This window comes from Candidatus Stygibacter australis (genome assembly GCA_030765845.1).
GTDB classification, from domain to species: Bacteria; Cloacimonadota; Cloacimonadia; order Cloacimonadales; family TCS61; genus Stygibacter; species Stygibacter australis.
Window position 1 is genome coordinate 1 of sequence record JAVCDJ010000188.1, and the last position, 17,393, is coordinate 17,393.

Here is a 17,393-nt window from a genome sequence, read left to right on the forward strand (position 1 = left end):
AATAAAGCCAGTTAATACTGCTTTGCTTATTTTTAAAAGCCTAAGCTACAATTTTTCGAGAACCATTTTCTCCTATTTTCCTGCTATTATGCAGAACTCATAATTCTTCTGAAAAAAGCAAATTACTGAATTTGAATCTTTCTACCTTGGCAGCAGGGAATGTATTAGCAATGGCTTCCAGCATCCCATCCTGGCAATATTCACCGCAGACGATCACCTTCTCTACATGCGGTATTTCCATCTCATCCTGATATAATGCTAATCTTGAACAGATCTCGCGTTCCAGATCTACAGATTCTGAACTTGTTAAAATAGGAAGGCTTTTAACGAACTCCTCCCCCTTCATTATTAAACCTTTCTTATAGTCAAAACCAAGATAGATCATCAGCACATCATCTTCTTTATCCAGCTCGTAATTCATTCTCATTGCATTGATCAATGAGATGTCATTACTATCTATCAAACTGTAAAAATATTTTCTTTCACTTTGAATTTGATTATATTTCTGAAGATAACTGAATAACCGATTTTCTCCTTTGTGGACTATAATGCAGGTTTGATCCTGAGCAGTTTGAACCAGTCCCCACGTCACATCTTTATCTCGCATCTCATCTGCATTGATCAAGTTTAATTTTATTAGATCTCGTCTTGATATATTGCGGAGAGACCGATCAAGATAACTAACTGCCAATTTCTCATCATTGGCATTTAGCCCAATTCTACCTTGATTCAAAGGAAAGACGCTCAACAAATGTTCATGGGGGGAAATCACTGAATCCAGTTCACCGCTTTCCTCAAGATTGATATCAGGTAGAGAATCTACTGTTAGATTTTCAGGGTTTATCTCTGGAGTCTGACTGTCATAATCTCGCCCGGCTTCATGATAGATTGAACATTCCATCTCGGTCTTTTTTATATCAATCAAAATCGGATGTCCATTACTATTGATTAACTGAGCCATTTTCAATACAGGTCCATCTTCAAAAATTCCAAAATAATATTTCCGGGTTTTTTTTGCCATAACTTATCCTTAAGTGTATTGCATCAACTGTGCAATTCTCACTTTATTATTTGAAAAATTCACTGCGGTTTCTTTTGTGATCTGACCCTTTCGATACAATCGGAATAAATCCTGCTCCATTGTGAGCATTCCTCGTGATTGACCCTCATTCATCATCTGATAAATTTCAGCGATATTATTATTATGAATTGCTGCCCGTACTGAGCCATCTACTGAAAGTACCTCTCTTGCCATTACTCTTCCTTTCGTTCTACCCGGAATAAGTCTTTGAGAAATTACAATACTCAGAGTGTCAGCAAGCCTGTGACGTATTCTGTCCTGCTCATTTGCAGGAAATTCTGCAATAAACCGATGAAGTGTATCACTGGCAGAACTTGTATGCAAAGTAGAAAAAGTCTTGTGACCACTATCAGTGATTTCCAGTGCTGCCGCTATCTCAGTGGAATTTCTGATCTCTCCTATCACTATCATATCAGGGTCCTGCCTGAGTGACTGGATTATCCCTCCTGAAAACGATTCTACATCCGAACCAACTTCCCGATGCCTCACCAGGCATTTCTTGGATGGATGAATATATTCAATTGGATTCCCTATAATGATGATCTGACCATTATTATTTATATTATTATAATCAATAATTGCATCTAAGGTTGTGCTTTTCCCTGAACCGGTCAGTCCTGTAATCAAGGTTAATCCAAATTTCTCTTTATCCATATCCAGACGATCTATCACTGGTTGAGAAAAACCCAGATTCATAAGTGACATGGGCTTTTCATTTATCAGCCGCATATTTAATGCCAGGCTGCCCTGATCAAGATATACATTACCCCTTGCTCTTCGGTTATGCTCTCCTGATTGCGGATTAACTGCCAGATCAAGGGCTCCATATTTCAAAAGAAGCTCTAAATATTCTTCCTCTACAAAACTTAAAATAAATAATTCTTCATCGAATTTTCTTAAATTTCTATATTCTGGTAATGGTGCCTTATAACCATCAATTCTCATCCAGATCTGATGCAAACATCCTGGTGCTCCCATGTCAAGATCAGAGGCTTTTTTTTCTGTCATCAATTCCAGAAAATGAGCTGTAATTCTATCTGAATATTCCTGCCAGTCCCTGTTTTTTGTTAATAATCCATGCAAATATCGTATCCGGGGTCGTCCCCTTAAAGGTACATCTTTTATTTCTAATTCACTTATATTAAACTTCAGATCCATTTTCATTCTCTTTTGTTACTTTTTCGTACCCGACAAATAATCCCAGTTTACCAAGTGCGCTTTTCCAACGCTGATAAAATATATACATTAAATTGATTGTATAACGCTTGAGTGCCCGTTCATCTCTAAACCTGAAAAATTCCATGATCTGCTGACGTCTGAAATGACGCACTCTTGCTTCTGTGACTGCCCTTAAACCAGTGAATAAATAACTGATATTGAGGAAAGATTCCTCACCCCAGCACTGACCGGGATATAGCGATTCTACTTTGATAGTTCCCAATAAAACACCGAGTTCACCGGTTTCAACGAGTATGATACTGCCGGTTTTATCATCCAATGGAACAATATCTCCAGGTTGATAATGCCTGATAATGGAAATCTCTTCGAACTGCTTCACATCGTCAGCAGAAAATCCCTTTAGCATCTGTGGCAGGGTTCTTTCAAGTTTGGTCTTTGTCCCTGGTTCAATGATATCTGGTGATCCAAGACTTTCAGCATAAGCAAATCCTCTTCTGACAACATCAAGGAATTCATCTGCCATAATCGGTTTTGCAATATAATGAAATGCCCCTTCGCGTATTGCTCTAACTGCGTTTTCAAGGGTAGAAAAGCCTGTTGTGATAATTATCACTGCAAATGGATGACGACGTTTTATCTCTTTCATCAACTGCATCCCATCCATACGGGGCATACAAATATCAAGAACATAAAGATCAAATTTCTGATATTCCAGTTTATCAAGGGCATCTTCTCCATCAACAGCAGAAGTTGTTAAATACCCTTCATCCCGCAGAAATTCTTCTAAAAGATCTCTGATGTTTTTATCGTCATCAACAATCAAAACACGTTTCATATCGACTCCTCAGAGTTGATCGCACTTTCACGTCTGAATTTCTCCATACTATCCAATATCGCGATCATTTTATTAACCGATTCAGCAATTTCATTGCTGCTACGGGCTAAATCGTCGTTCTCTAATTGCGCTGCTGCTTTTTTTATCCGCTTCAATGAAAGCGAAACTACACATAACTGGGTATTAATATCCCTGTCAATCCACACTATATCCTTTACAGCATCGCGTAGTTGAACCATACTTCTGTTTTCTTCAGTTACTTTGTCAAGTCTTTCACTGAAAATATTCTTTTCATTCTCAGCTTCCTTCACATCCTGACCGGCATTTATCATGAGATCATTCAAGAAATTTACTATGAAGCCAATTACGCAGAATAGACCTGAATATGATAAAAGAAATATAGTACCAAAATCTTCCCAGTTGCCGGTTGGTGATTCTAACCATCCCAATCTATAGCTTGTGATCAATCCCAGCAGGGAAAAAGTCCCGATCAAGCCTGTCATCACACCACCTGTTCTGGGTATCAGTAAACTTGCTGTAATTACGGGGATAAGATATAACCAGCTGAAGTAACTGCCCGGTCCACCTGTTAAATGAACTGACAAGGTTGCGAATAGAATATCAAGTATGATCTGGATGATGACAGCAAATTGGCTTTCACCTTTTTTGTGTAGATGAAAATATAGGTTCAAAGCTACTAAACCGCCAAATACTCCGAGATACACCAGTGGTTCATAAGCCATTGGATTATGTAATAATTCCAAAGTACCCACACACATCACTACAAGTATCATAAACCAGCGTAAACTTGACCACCACTTAAGGATTTTATCTCGATAATACATTATATTCTCCATTCCACTAATTTTGGCATCTTCACTCCATCATAGGTCATCAATTGTATTAGTTGATCGATTGTCATCACATCTGCTATTGAGCGCATCGAATCTATATCACCTGTTATTCCTGATTTCCTGCCATTACCATTCGGTGCCCCCACTATATGCCCAATAGTAAGCACACTATCATCACTTTTTGCCGGCAAGCCGGTGGCACTGATATCATTTATTGCCCAAAGGTCAACATCAACCACTCCTACCATTATCTGCCGGGCATCCATATTTAATATTCCTACTATATAATGCCAGGCAGTAAGATCCATCTGATCTTCACTTACCGATAAAAGGACACTTTCTTTGCCGTTCAAGGTTGTTACGATAAACTCATATTCAACACTTGGATGCCCTACAAATTTTGCCTTTGTACGTAAAGTAAATCCCGTGATCTGATTACCCAGATCGTCTGAATTTTCCGTGATGATATTACCAAATTCTACAGGTCCAATATCATCAAGCTGCAGCCAGGTTGCCACTGTCAACATTCCTTCATAATCCTGGGTAATATCATTGCCCAGATCCACGTAGTCCTCTTCTCCATCGAATGTTAGAGCGGTTCCATCATTAACCCCATCTACCCAGCTGCTGTCATCCATACTGATCAAGCTGCCATCATTGCCCAGATCTGATTGATCGGTCAATGTGGTTCCGCTTCCTTCGTCCATGGTGTAATAGGCAAATTGATCTTCTGGCTGAGTTATGAAGAAATCTATTAATGCTCTGGATGAGGATGCTACCGAATGACCGGTTTGCCAGTTCTTGATATAGGGTATCACTTCTATGGTATCTCCTGCCATGGGAGTATAGCATATACTATCGATCTCACCCATACATACAGCAAATTGAGGTGTGTTCCAGGTTTGAGCTTCATCATCAATAATCACCTCTCCTGTCTGCAATTTCAGCATGCCATAACTGAGTGCATAACTTCCCAGCAATTCTGTCTGCATATTCAAAAGGCTGTGATCTAATGAATCATCGATCTTAGATAAACTGTTATGCAGGCTGCTTAAATTACCGCCTACTACTAAAGCCATGAGTACAATTATGATTAAATTCACTTTTCCCATCACAACCTCCTTATTTTATTTTTCTTTCTGCCGGGTATTGCTATATCTTCCAGTCAACTAATTTTGGCATTTTCACTCCATCATAGGTCATCAATTGCTGTAATTGATCTATTGTCATCACATCTGCTATTGAGCGCATGGAATCAATGTCACCTGTCACTCCTGATTTTCTACCATTACCATTCGGTGCACCCACTATATGACCAATGGTAAGCACACTATCTTCACTTTTTACCGGCATACCGGTGGCACTAATATTATCTATCGCCCAAAGGTCAACATCAACTACGCCTACCATTATCTGCTGCGCTTCCATATTCAATATTCCTACTACATAGTGCCAGCCAACAAGATCCATCTGATCTTCATCTACTACTAGGAGGACATTTTCTTTACCATTTAATGTAGTTACGATGAACTCATATTCCACATAAGGATGTCCCACAAATTTTGCCTTAGTACGTAAAGTATATCCCGTAATCTGATTACCCAGATTATCTGAATTTTCCGTGATGATATTACCAAAGTCCACTGGTCCATCTTGTTCAAGCTTCACCCAGGCTGACACTGTTAACATTCCTTCATAATCCTGGGTAACATCTGTACCCAGATCCACGTAGTCCTCTTCTCCATCAAATGTCAGCGCTGTTCCATCATTAACCCCATCTACCCAGTTGCTGTCATCCATATTGATCAGGCTTCCATCATTCCCCAGTTCTGATAGATCCGTCAATGTGGTTCCGCTACCTTCGTCCATGGTATAATAGGCAATTTGATCTTCTGGCTGAGTAATGAAAAAATCTATTAATGCCCTGGATGAGGAAGCCACCGAATGACCGGTTTGCCAGTTCTTGATATAGGGTATCACTTCTATGGTATCACCTGCCATTGGAGTATAACATATACTGTCAATCTCACCCATACATACGGCAAATTGAGGTGTGTGCCAGGTTTGTCCTTCTTCACCAAGAATTACATCACCTTCCTGCAATTTCAGCATGCCATAACTGAGAGCATAAGCTCCCAGCATTTCCGTTTGCATATTCTCAAGGCTGTGATCTAAAGAATCAGTGATCTTTGATAAACTATTATGCAAGCTGCTTAAATTGCCACCGACTATTAAAGCCATGAGTACAACTATGATTAAATTCATTTTTCCCATCACAACCTCCTTTTAATTTTTTTTCTGTCGGGTATTGCTATATCTTCCAGTCAACTAATTTTGGTCTCTTCACTCCGTGGTATAACATTAATTGTCGTAATTCAGCTTTAGTCATGGCATCAGCTATCAATCTTGAAGCATCCATTATACCATACATCCCGGATTTCTTTCCCTGTCCATTCCCGCCACCTTCAATGCTGCCTATTGTTATATTGCTGGTCTCTGCCCTTTCCGGAAGAGTTCCGGAAGACAGATAAATTTCTGCCCAGATATCTTCATCCACTATACCAATTGTCATTTTCTGAGCTACAGGATCAAAAACACCCGCTATATAATGCCAGGCTAAAAGGTCCATTGTTCCATTATAGATAGTTAAGCTCACATTCTCTTTTCCTGATGTGGTAGTCATTTCAAATTCATATTCTATCCTGTGAGTATTACTATTACCAGTAAATTTCACTTTATTCCGCAATGTAAAGCCTGTTATCTGATTTCCATTTCCATCAGAATTCTCCGTCATGATATTGCCCCAGTTCTGGTGCGATCTACTGTCTGCTCTGATCCAGGTGGCAACTGTCAATTGATCTTCATATTCCTGGGCGATATCTGATCCCAGGGCTATATAGTCATCCTCTCCGTCAAATTCCAGTCCGTAGCTATCTACTCCGGTTACCCAGTCACTGTTATCCATATTCGTCAATGCTCCGTTATATGCCATTCCCGAACTGTCACTTACAGTCATCCCTGTACCTTCATCCATCATGAAATAGGCAAATTGCTCCTCGGGCTGTGTAATACGAAAACCTAATGTTGCCTTGGATTCACGAACTATCTCCTGACCCTGACTGTTACCCCTTACATAAGGGATCACCTGCACAGTATCACCTACTCCTGGTACAAATCGAATACTGTCAATCGTATTTGTCCCCACGGTAAAATTCGGAGTTTGTAATACTACTTCCTCCTCACCTACTAATACTTCTCCTGATTCCAGCTTACTGATCCCGTAATTCATGGCAAAACTGCCTATCGATTTCATCTTGAATTCATCATGATAATCATTCACCTGATCTGATATAATATCTGCACTCTTACTCAAACTGGTAAAGCTTGTACCAACAACAATTACTACTATAAATACTATAAATAGATTGATCCTTCCCATCTTAACCTCCTATATTGCCAAGTTTGGAAAATACTTTGTGAACACTAATGTTCTTGCTCTCATTGTATCAGTGTTATATTCTCCCTGATACACTACCATTTCGATTTGAATTGATCTTATCGTTGCTCTCCCTGGTTCAGATGCCAGGGTTGCACTGTCTATTTCATTGCCACTCACATCGAAATAGGCAAAAACTAAATTATCTGCTAAATATATCGGACCAACATCAGGTAGACCTGTTACAACTATATTCATGGGGTATCCATAAGGTAATACTTCACCGCTGGTACTTATCTTTACCAAATAAATATTGTTATCTCCATCATCAAGTTTGGCATTGAACCAAACCTCATTCTGATCTGCCACGGGAAAAGCCTCGGTTGTAGATGGAAGTTCATAACCGATTTTATCCATATAATAATCATCTATCATATTACTGATATATTCCAGCTCTGTGATGATCTGCATCTCACCCTTCAGTATCATATTGTTTTCCTGAATTGTGATCATAGAAGTGAACATAGTCACCATCAGTAAGCCACCGATTATTGTTGCACCAATAATATCTAATAAACTTTGCATATTATATACCCATATCCGCAATAAGCTTCTGTAGTGGATCAGTAGCTGTTCCCACCCAGATAGTATCTCCGAAGCCGGGATAACAGCTTATTCGTAGATCAAATCTTAAAAAATTACTCGCTGATCCTGTATCCGTGCCTAATGAATCACACCAGCTGGATTCTACATTAAGAGTATAATTTACATCCGTAAGTGGCACTGCACGTGTCGAATCCGACCAGGCAGATTCCAGTTCAGAAAAACTTACAAGATCAGCAATATATGTAAATTCTATCTCCTGAAAAACACTCTCAGCCAGCTTTAATGCCTGCAACCGTGAAAATTCCCGGTTATGCATATCATACCACCGAAATAAATTATTATAATAGCCCAGCATCATTGTCGAAAATAATAATATTGCCAGAAGCACTAACATCGTCTGTCCATATGCCATAGTTTATTCCTCCGAAGTTGCATAAGCAACTTCCGTAAGTGTTGTGATCCCTTCACGAATTCTCTCTAATCCTGATTGACGCATCGTCAGCATACCCTTTGCCTGAGCTATCCGTTTCACTTTCTCTTCATCAATTTCATCCCCTGAGGTAATGATCGATTCTCTTATCTCAGGATAGAAATATAGCGCCTCAGCAATATTGGTTCTACCCTTATATCCACTGTGGCATTTGGGACAACCCTTGGGGTTTGCCTCATAGATGATCCCTGCATCCAGATCTTCCTGTTTAATTCCAAATTCCAGTGCTGCTGGCCATTTACTCTCTTCCAGCAGTGTACGGCAATGCTGACACAATCTTCGAACCAGTCGCTGGGCAATTATTATATTAATTGAATATGCTAATAAAAAAGGTTCAATTCCCATCTTAAAAAGTCGGGAAATAGCACTTGGCGCATCATTTGTATGTAAGGTTGATAATGTTAGATGACCAGTATTTGCCAGTTTAACTGCTAACTCAGCAGTCTTCCTATCTCTGATCTCACCCACCATTACTACATCAGGATCATGACGTAATATCGACCGGATTGCCTGATCAAAGGTCATCTTATAGCCGATCTTTAACTGACGTGCTCCCCTGATCACATATTCAACCGGATCTTCACAGGTTAAGATATTCTTCGTGGGGTCTATTATATGATGCAATGCTGCCATCAAAGTAGTGCTCTTTCCGCTTCCGGTCGGCCCTGTTACTATAATTATCCCTCGGGAAGTATTGATAGATTTAAAGAATTCCTCTTCTGCCTGTCTCTGGAATCCCAGCTTCTTAAAATCTGTGATCACCTTACGATCATCAATAACCCGGATAACTATACTTTCAAACCTTCGCTCATATTCGCTGCTCACTATAGGGATCACGCTTACCCTAAAACGGATAATGGTCTGGTCAACTGTTCTTTGAGCAAATCCATCCTGTGGTGCATCACGCTCAAATCTATCTATTCCAACTGATCGGTCTTTCACAACAGCTGCCAGCGCCTCTGGAGGAGTGGATTCCTGTCTATGCCATAATTGCAGTTTACCATCTATTCTGAAAAAAAGATCAACTGATGACTTACCACTCGGAATAATATGAACATCGCTGACATTAGTTCTTACAGCCTCGATCAGACAACCCTCAAACAAATTTACCAGACGGCTTTTATTGATTGTTGCATCAAGTTCTTCTTCATTCACCTCGATCTGATTGCTGCTATCCTCATCCATCAGCATTTCACCGGTTTCTTCCAGCAGATCAAGAAATTCATTCTTGCGAGGCGATATCAGATTAATAATATCATTCAATATCGCAAGTGGACAATATATTACTTCATAACGCTTGAACCTGGTCTGTCCGGGTATTTCCAGCACCTGCTTCGTTGTCGGATCCGCTGCCAGTATCTGAAGTATCTCTCTATTCCTCGTTATCACTTTAAATGGTAATATCTTATTATATAATAATTTATTTCTTAATTCCTCAGGTATCTCCTGCAGGATTTCCTTTGTATGCTGTTGTGTCTTCTCATCAACCTGTTCCACCGTTATAGATATTCGCTGAAAAGCATATAATTCTGCTAAGGTTCCATAGATATGGTCATGAGGGATATTAAATTCTGAAAATAATATCCGTGCCAGTTGCTGGGGAGTTCTCTCACCACTTTCTTGTAATCTCTGCTCTGCTTCAGCAAGCAATTGAGGGTCAACCTGATGGCGAACCCTTAATGCATCCATGAGCTTCTGATTACCTTTACTTACCATTAACCAACCCCTGGCATTGGTGGGGAAACTGTTGCGATTTCTGCTGATACCATTGTCAGAAAGGATATTACAATGGCTATGAATAAACCGATGAGCGTGGAGGTATATTCTATGATACTATCCATTTTGTATGTAGTCTCAGCTTCGTAAAAAGAAGCTATCTGCACCGCACTCTGCAAAATATTTCCCGTCTCTGATCCTGAGCGTAATCGCGTTATAACCGTCTTCGGGAAAATCCCTGCAGCTTCCATCGCCGGCACGAATCCCTCGCCTTCCTTAAGCATCTGAGGAATCGTTATCTCCTTGATCTCACGCTCCATATACTTATTTCTGCACGCTTCTGATGACGTTCGGATCGTCTCTATATTATCTGCTGATCCAGCATATATCGTTGCAAATACCCTGAAATATATCTCAATACTTGTCTTATGAATTATTGGTCCCAATACTGGGATTTTAATAATTAATTTATCACGAAATATCATTCCTTTAGGAGTTGCCCACCAGCGCATTATTGCTATAACAGGGATCATGATAGCTAATAATATTATCCACCAGCTCGCTATCAGCCAATCACTCATTTCCAATGTAAACTTTGTTAATGGTGGTAATTCTATACCAAATTTGTCAAACATACTCGCCGTGGAAGGAAATATTTCCATTACATAATAACCCACAGCTCCCAATGTGGCTGCCACGGCAAACATCGGTGATACCAGTGCCTTCTTCAGGTTTTTCTGTATCTCATTATCTCGCTCTATAAATTTATTCGTCGCCTCGAAAATATCTGCCATATTTCCACTCTTAGTTGCCAGTCCCAGCATATAAGCAGGAAATTTACCGAATACATCTATATAGCGCTTAAATACTTCCTTACCCTCTTGACCCTTCTTCAATTGCTGCTCGATCTGCTGTAAACTTTCCTTCAATACTACATTGGATTGCTCCTCGATCAATACTCCCAGTATTTTACCAAAGCTCATCTTGTCCCGCAGCATATTTGCACTTAACTTGATGAACATCTGAACCTCTTGAGAAGATGGTTTAGCTCGCAGGAATTCCATGACCGGTTCGATCCGGAAATTACGATAACCCATCTTCTGAAGTGCCTCTGCCACTTCCATCTTGCTGTAGGCACTTTGAATTCCCTGGATCTTCTTCTTCTTACCAGGTAACTTGATCGAATAGCGGAATTTCAATTTCTGATTTATATCAGTGATCTTTACGTTATTTCTCTTAGCTACTTCATCTATTTGACGCTTGGCGTCCCGCTTACTTTGTCCCAATACAGTTCCCTGTATCAATCTTCCTTGCGGCGTCAATCCTTTAAAGCGAAATTCTTTGATCATCTTCTTTACCTTTTTTTCTCACCTTTTTTTTCAACGCATTTAAAGGGGAATGGCACGCCATTCCCCTTATCAAAGCTAACTAATAAAAAAATAAATATTAGTTATTGATAGTTGTTGATAACGGTGAACTACCTGTGCAGGTAACAGTCAATGTTGCTGAAACTCCACTTGTTCCATTATTTCCAGTTTCTGTTCCTACTCCTACTACTGAAACTATATTAGTTGCAGTAATATCAAGAGTGAAAATACCAGTATCTGTTGTATCAGGATTAGCTCCCCATCCCATAAATCCGTAAAGGGTTGCTTCTGTTCCATCAGTTATGGATGAACCAGCTCCACCTTGACTTGAGGGAGTACGATAATACTGCATTACCTGAGCTCCAAGAGTCTGAAGATCGCCTACGATTGCCTGACGGTTAGAATTCATTGCCTGGGTATTGAACATCTGAATACCTACTGCAACTGCTACTCCAACTATAATTACACTCAATACTATCAACAAGATTTGTTGTGTTCCCATTATATCCTCCTAAGATTTTTTGCCTGGGTCGGCTTTTACAATACATAATTTATATACGCAATTAATGTTCCATGTCATTTTACTTTTTCCGCATAACCCCTCAAAGATTACACTATTTACCTTATTTACCATTTGGTTACGTCATCTGTTTATCACAACTGATTAACCTGGACTTATGCCCGTTATTACCAGTTGTGTCGTATAAATGTGTCGATATTGTCCGATTATGTCACTGTTAAATGACTCTGCTTTGCTACGTGCTAATTCTCTCTGGGGTACATGATTGAAAATATGCATTAATTGGAACCTCGATGTTTTTGAGGATCAATCCCCAGACTCTCTAATTTACGATAGACGCATTGCCGGGCTAAACCACTGTCCCGGGCTGTTATTGTCACATTACCTCGGTTTTTTCGAAGTAAGCTATTAAAATATTTTCTTTCAAAATTCTCTCTGGCAATCTTATATCCATCACCTTCTTCAATACACTCCATTGTATCTATTTCCTGCTGGAAATGATCAGGCAGATTCTCAGGCAATATCTCATCACCATCACACATCACAGCTGCATGTTCAATACTGTTCTTTAATTCCCTGATATTTCCCTCCCATCTATTCTCTTTCAATATTTTCTGAGAATCTTTACTTAAGTGCAGCTTAGGTAGATTATACTTTTCGCACACTTCATGCAAAAAGACTTTTGCCATCATCAAAATATCCTCTTTACGCTCTCTCAGTGAAGGTATATGCAGATTTATCACATTGATCCTAAAAAACAGATCCTTTCTAAAGCTGCCTTTCTCCACTGCTTTGCGCAAGTCTCTATTTGTGGCAAATATCAATCTCACGTCAACACTTATCTCCTTTTCTCCCCCAACATTACGGATCACTCCCCGTTCAATGGCGTTTAATAACTTCACCTGGAATGAGCCTGATGTCTCACTTACCTCATCCAGAAATAAAGTTCCTCTATTGGCTTCCTCAAATAAACCTATCTTATCCTTCACAGCACCCGTGAATGCTCCCCTCTTATGTCCAAAAAGAGAACTCTCCAACAACGTCTCTGTCAATGCTCCGCAATTTATACTCACAAATTTATGTTCACTCCGCTGACTCTTCTCGTGAATGATCTGAGCAAGGAAACTCTTACCTACTCCCGTCTCTCCTGTCAATAAAATTGTTGTCTCAAGTGGTGCTATCTTATTTATTTTACTTAATAAGTGCTGCATCTCCCTGCTAGAGCCAAGTATCTTGCTGCCTGTTTCATCATTTCCCAGTAAGTTATTTAACCTTTTATTTTCCGTCTGCAGCCACTTCTTATGCAATACTCTGCGTATTAATATCGATAGCAGATCCAGGTCAGTAACTGGCTTCATTACCAGCTCTTCGGCCCCGGCTTTCATGGCATCTACTGCTGTGCGCACTGTAGCCTGACCACTGATCACTATGATAGAGATTTCTTCCCATTGCTCCTTGATCTTTTCTATTAACTGTAATCCGTCTATTCCCGGCATCACAAGATCCGTGATAACCAGATGATATTCTCCAGAACTTAGTTTATCTAATGCTTTCTGAGCTGATGATGCCGTTTCCACCTGAAATTCACTGCCTAAATATTCGGCAAATAATTCCAGTGCCGTCAGATCATCATCTACCAGTAAAATCCGGTAATTTCCCGCATTAAACTTCATTTTGCTCCTTTAAAGGTAAAAATATCCTTGCTATGGCTCCAACACCGTCACTATTTTCAAGTGTTATCAATCCCCCAATTCTGCCAATTATATATTGCGCCAGGGAAAGTCCTACGCCATCACTTAATTCTTCTCCTGACCAGTCACTGAAACCCAATTCAAAATATTTCTTCAGCAGTTCTTCCTTTAAGCCGATTCCAGTATCCCGCACACATATCCTCACATAATTTCGATCATTTACTTGCACTATATCAGTGTGAATCACTATTTTCATTATCATCTCTTCCTGAACTGCCAGTATTGCATTCACTAATAACACATCCAGGCAGATCACGATATCTCCATATGCTCCTCTCACCAATGGTAAGTTCTCATCCAATTCAGCAGCAGACTCTATATTATGCTTAAATTCGCTATTAGAACGAAATAATTCCAGCTTATTCAAGATTAGTTTATTGATATTGATATCTGTAAATGGCTCATATTGCACCTCTTCCAGATAACTGCTCAATTCCTGAAGCTCATTATTGATCTCAACACCTGCTACCCTGATTCTTTCCAGTCCTTTCTCATCCGGATATTTATTCTGCAGAATTTGAACATAACCCATGATTATATTCAATGGTCCTGCAGTATTATGCATAAATCCTTCCAGATCCCTGCCCAGGCTCGCTAAGCGCTGATATCTTAAAAGCTCCATGTTAATATCTATCTGCATCAATCTTCCTCTTTATTTAATACTGATTTTATCTCTTTAAGCATGTCACTCGGTATTACCGGCTTCACTAATATTTTGCTTACTCCCAGTGCTTCTGCTTTCTCTTTAAATGCCGGTTTTTTAAATCCACTGTATAATATCACCGGCAGTAACGGGTTAATATCACGCACATGCCTAACTATTTCCAATCCATCCATCCCCGGCAGTGACACATCACTTACCAGAATATCCCAGTTACCGGGATTTGCCCTCATCGCTTCCAGGGCAGATTCCCCTTCTCCAAAACTGCTAACTTCCATATCATTGCTTTCCAGGTAAAATTCAAATAATTCCACAAGTGCCTCTTCATCATCTATGAACATTACCCGGATTTGCTCCCTCTTTTCTTCTTCCACCTGGGTTGTCACCAATCCCTCATCGTCTTTCTCAGCACCCGGTACATATTTCGGCAGCCATATTGTAAATTTCGTCCCTTCTCCCCTCTCACTTTCCACCTCTATTCTGCCTTCCAGCCCTTCGATAATTCCCTTCACGATTGCCAGACCCAATCCTGTCCCTTCTCCCTTGGGTTTCGTGGTAAAATAAGGATCAAACATCTTCTTTATCACTTTCACTGGAATGCCGTCACCTGTATCTTCTATTTCCAAACGTACATATTCTTCTTCATCCATCAGCCTGATAAATAATTTTCCCCCGCTATCTCTCATCTCATAGCTGGCATTTGTGCACAGATTCATCACCACCTGCTCTATCTGGTCTGAATTGCCATAAATATAACTCTCAGAATCCAGTTGCTTCTCGATTGTGATTGATGATGGTATTGCTGCTCTCAGTAGATCAAGGTGCTCATGTAATAATTCATCCATCCGAAATGCCCGTTTATGGCTTTCATGCTGCCTGCTGATCGTTAATATATGCGTTACCAGATTCTTCGCTCGCTGAGCTGCGGCATTGATCCGGTCAAATTTATGCCATAGGTCACTGTCATTAGGCAATTGCTCGCCTATCACGGAAGCATAACCCATGATTATATTCAAAATATTATTAAAGTCATGGGCAATTCCACCTGCCAGTGTCCCTATCGCTTCCATCTTCTGATGCTGGAATAATTGCCGTTCAAGTTCCTTATGTTCCGTTACGTCAAGCAGTGTCCCCTCGATTGAGACTAACTCATCTTCCACCCGGGAGGCCTCTATCTGAACGTTCACTTCCCGCTCATTACCTTTGGCTGTTATCACCCTGAATTCCAAATACATATGCTGTTTCTGCCTCTTCTCAAGCTCTTCCAGTTTCCAGTTTATCTGCTCACGGTCTTCCGGATGTACGTAATCCAGATAATTCACCAGCTTAGGTTTATCTATCTCATCTATTTCTAGAATTTTGTAAAGCTCTTGTGATATCTGCATACTTTGATCACTGAATATATATAGCCAGCTTCCAATATGAGCTATCTCCTGTGCCCTGGTCAAACTTGTTTCGCTGATCCGTAATTCACGCTCTGTTGCCTTCAATTCCGTGGTATCTATCAAGATCCCGGTGATTATCTCAACGCCATCTTCTGTTACTACTCTACTTGTCCGTTCCTCCAGCCAGATTATCCGGCCATCACGTCTATTTATTCTGTACCATAAATTTAGTATTGTATCTTTACCGGTTTCCACCCATTTCTGGTATTTCTCTCTTATAAATGGCTTGTCACTACTATGTACTAACTGCTCATAAAAAAACTTACCTTTGCTCAATTCGGAGGCACTCCAGCCTGTAAAATGGCTTACATTCTCTGTGAAAAACCATTCCTCTCCTCGACGCTCATATAGCACTATGCTGCTCTCTGAATTAAATACTGCTTCCAGATGCCTCTCCAGGCGATCCCGTGCCAGCTGGTTCTGCTTCTGCTTTGTGATATCTTCCAGTAATACCAGGTATTGTTCCTTATGTGTACGGGAATATATTTTTAATCCTTTGATGCCCAGCCAGTAACTGCGGTCACCGGATTCCTGCCGCATTTCTTCGTTCAAGGGCTCATTCTTAAGGACTATTTCCCGATAAACATTCCCGCTTGACTCTGCCTGGAAAAATCCTAATTCACTGATATTATGCTTCTTTGCTATTTCATCTGTTCCGCTCAGCTCCTTGAACCGCTCGTTATAAACCAGGATTTCTCCCTCATGATCCAAGAGCAGTATTCCCAGCGTAAGCCCGTCAAGCGTATTGCAGAATTCCTCCTTCAAATGCTGAAAGGCGGAATTCTGGGAATTCAATTCCAGACTGATCCTCACCATTTTCCCTAATAACCTTTGAACTATATAGGTAAGCATCAGGCCACCTAATATCAAAAGATGATAAAATAACAGGTTCAATATCCACCGGTCATCAAAATTTACATGATTGATAAGCATCATCAATATCATAAATATACTCAATAGTATTGATAATGCCAAAGCTGTGGAAAAATCCTTTCCCGGAGCAAAATAATAGAGCACAGTTAATAAAACAGCTTCAAATAAATATACCTGCTGAACTCCTTCCGGAGAGATTAAGGCAAAATGAAGTAAGGCAACTATAAAACTCAGGGTTATACCAAAATGAAGCCGGCTCTCTGATAGCCGGAATTGAAATACGCGACTCATCTCAAATAAAATATATAATAATATCCCTGGCAAATAATGCGTTAACATCCCCCCGATTGTGTTCCAGGGCATAAATATGCTGTCATAAGTGCACATCAGGATAAATAATATAGATGTTATCCGGATAAATAATATCATGATCGGTGTGAAATAACTGCTCCCGGAAAAGAATAATTCTTCCTTAGCCCATCTTTCGAGAAACAACCGCTAAGTCATTGAAAAACAACAAACCGGTTTTAAATTTGGGTACTACAAATGAAATGAGGATTCTTTGATAATTCTATTCTC

General features: G+C 40.0%; 15 protein-coding genes. All 15 read right to left on the reverse strand.

The genetic code is table 11. From position 1 onward, the window contains the following. Positions 1-97: 97 nt before the first annotated feature. Complete coding sequence (locus RAO94_09485) at positions 98-1,021, reverse strand: hypothetical protein (GenBank protein ID MDP8322567.1); 924 nt, start codon at positions 1,019-1,021, stop codon at positions 98-100. A gap of 9 nt (positions 1,022-1,030) precedes the next feature. Then, the gene (locus RAO94_09490; protein ID MDP8322568.1) at positions 1,031-2,239 is read right to left on the reverse strand and encodes an ATPase, T2SS/T4P/T4SS family; all 1,209 of its coding nucleotides are present in this window, start codon (positions 2,237-2,239) and stop codon (positions 1,031-1,033) included. Next, positions 2,223-3,095, reverse strand: a complete 873-nt coding sequence (locus RAO94_09495; GenBank protein MDP8322569.1) for a response regulator — start codon at positions 3,093-3,095, stop codon at positions 2,223-2,225. The genes RAO94_09490 and RAO94_09495 overlap by 17 nt, the downstream gene beginning before the upstream one ends. Beyond that, on the reverse strand, positions 3,092-3,940 hold the full coding sequence (locus RAO94_09500) for a hypothetical protein (GenBank protein MDP8322570.1): 849 nt from the start codon (positions 3,938-3,940) through the stop codon (positions 3,092-3,094). The genes RAO94_09495 and RAO94_09500 overlap by 4 nt, the downstream gene beginning before the upstream one ends. Then, positions 3,940-5,061: a hypothetical protein gene (locus tag RAO94_09505; GenBank protein MDP8322571.1), complete on the reverse strand. Its 1,122-nt coding sequence runs from the start codon at positions 5,059-5,061 to the stop codon at positions 3,940-3,942. The genes RAO94_09500 and RAO94_09505 overlap by 1 nt, the downstream gene beginning before the upstream one ends. 40 nt (positions 5,062-5,101) lie before the next feature. Beyond that, on the reverse strand, positions 5,102-6,223 hold the full coding sequence (locus tag RAO94_09510; GenBank protein MDP8322572.1) for a LamG-like jellyroll fold domain-containing protein: 1,122 nt from the start codon (positions 6,221-6,223) through the stop codon (positions 5,102-5,104). A 37-nt stretch (positions 6,224-6,260) separates the two neighbouring features. Next, positions 6,261-7,388, reverse strand: coding sequence for a hypothetical protein (locus RAO94_09515; protein MDP8322573.1), 1,128 nt, complete (start codon positions 7,386-7,388; stop codon positions 6,261-6,263). Positions 7,389-7,397: 9 nt separating this feature from the next. Beyond that, on the reverse strand, positions 7,398-7,970 hold the full coding sequence (locus tag RAO94_09520) for a hypothetical protein (protein MDP8322574.1): 573 nt from the start codon (positions 7,968-7,970) through the stop codon (positions 7,398-7,400). A gap of 1 nt (position 7,971) precedes the next feature. Continuing rightward, entirely contained in the window at positions 7,972-8,403 is a 432-nt protein-coding gene (locus tag RAO94_09525) for a hypothetical protein (protein ID MDP8322575.1), read from the reverse strand. Positions 8,404-8,406: 3 nt separating this feature from the next. After that, positions 8,407-10,197, reverse strand: a complete 1,791-nt coding sequence (locus tag RAO94_09530; GenBank protein MDP8322576.1) for a GspE/PulE family protein — start codon at positions 10,195-10,197, stop codon at positions 8,407-8,409. Then, on the reverse strand, positions 10,197-11,546 hold the full coding sequence (locus RAO94_09535; GenBank protein ID MDP8322577.1) for a type II secretion system F family protein: 1,350 nt from the start codon (positions 11,544-11,546) through the stop codon (positions 10,197-10,199). The genes RAO94_09530 and RAO94_09535 overlap by 1 nt, the downstream gene beginning before the upstream one ends. A gap of 97 nt (positions 11,547-11,643) precedes the next feature. Then, the gene (locus RAO94_09540) at positions 11,644-12,066 is read right to left on the reverse strand and encodes a hypothetical protein (protein ID MDP8322578.1); all 423 of its coding nucleotides are present in this window, start codon (positions 12,064-12,066) and stop codon (positions 11,644-11,646) included. A 296-nt stretch (positions 12,067-12,362) separates the two neighbouring features. Next, positions 12,363-13,757, reverse strand: a complete 1,395-nt coding sequence (locus RAO94_09545; protein ID MDP8322579.1) for a sigma-54 dependent transcriptional regulator — start codon at positions 13,755-13,757, stop codon at positions 12,363-12,365. Next, positions 13,747-14,475 carry an ATP-binding protein gene (locus tag RAO94_09550; protein MDP8322580.1) on the reverse strand — a complete coding sequence of 243 codons (729 nt, stop codon included), beginning with the start codon at positions 14,473-14,475 and terminating at the stop codon, positions 13,747-13,749. The genes RAO94_09545 and RAO94_09550 overlap by 11 nt, the downstream gene beginning before the upstream one ends. Continuing rightward, complete coding sequence (locus tag RAO94_09555; GenBank protein MDP8322581.1) at positions 14,475-17,243, reverse strand: PAS domain S-box protein; 2,769 nt, start codon at positions 17,241-17,243, stop codon at positions 14,475-14,477. Before RAO94_09555 ends, RAO94_09550 begins: the two co-directional genes overlap by 1 nt. Positions 17,244-17,393: the final 150 nt, after the last annotated feature.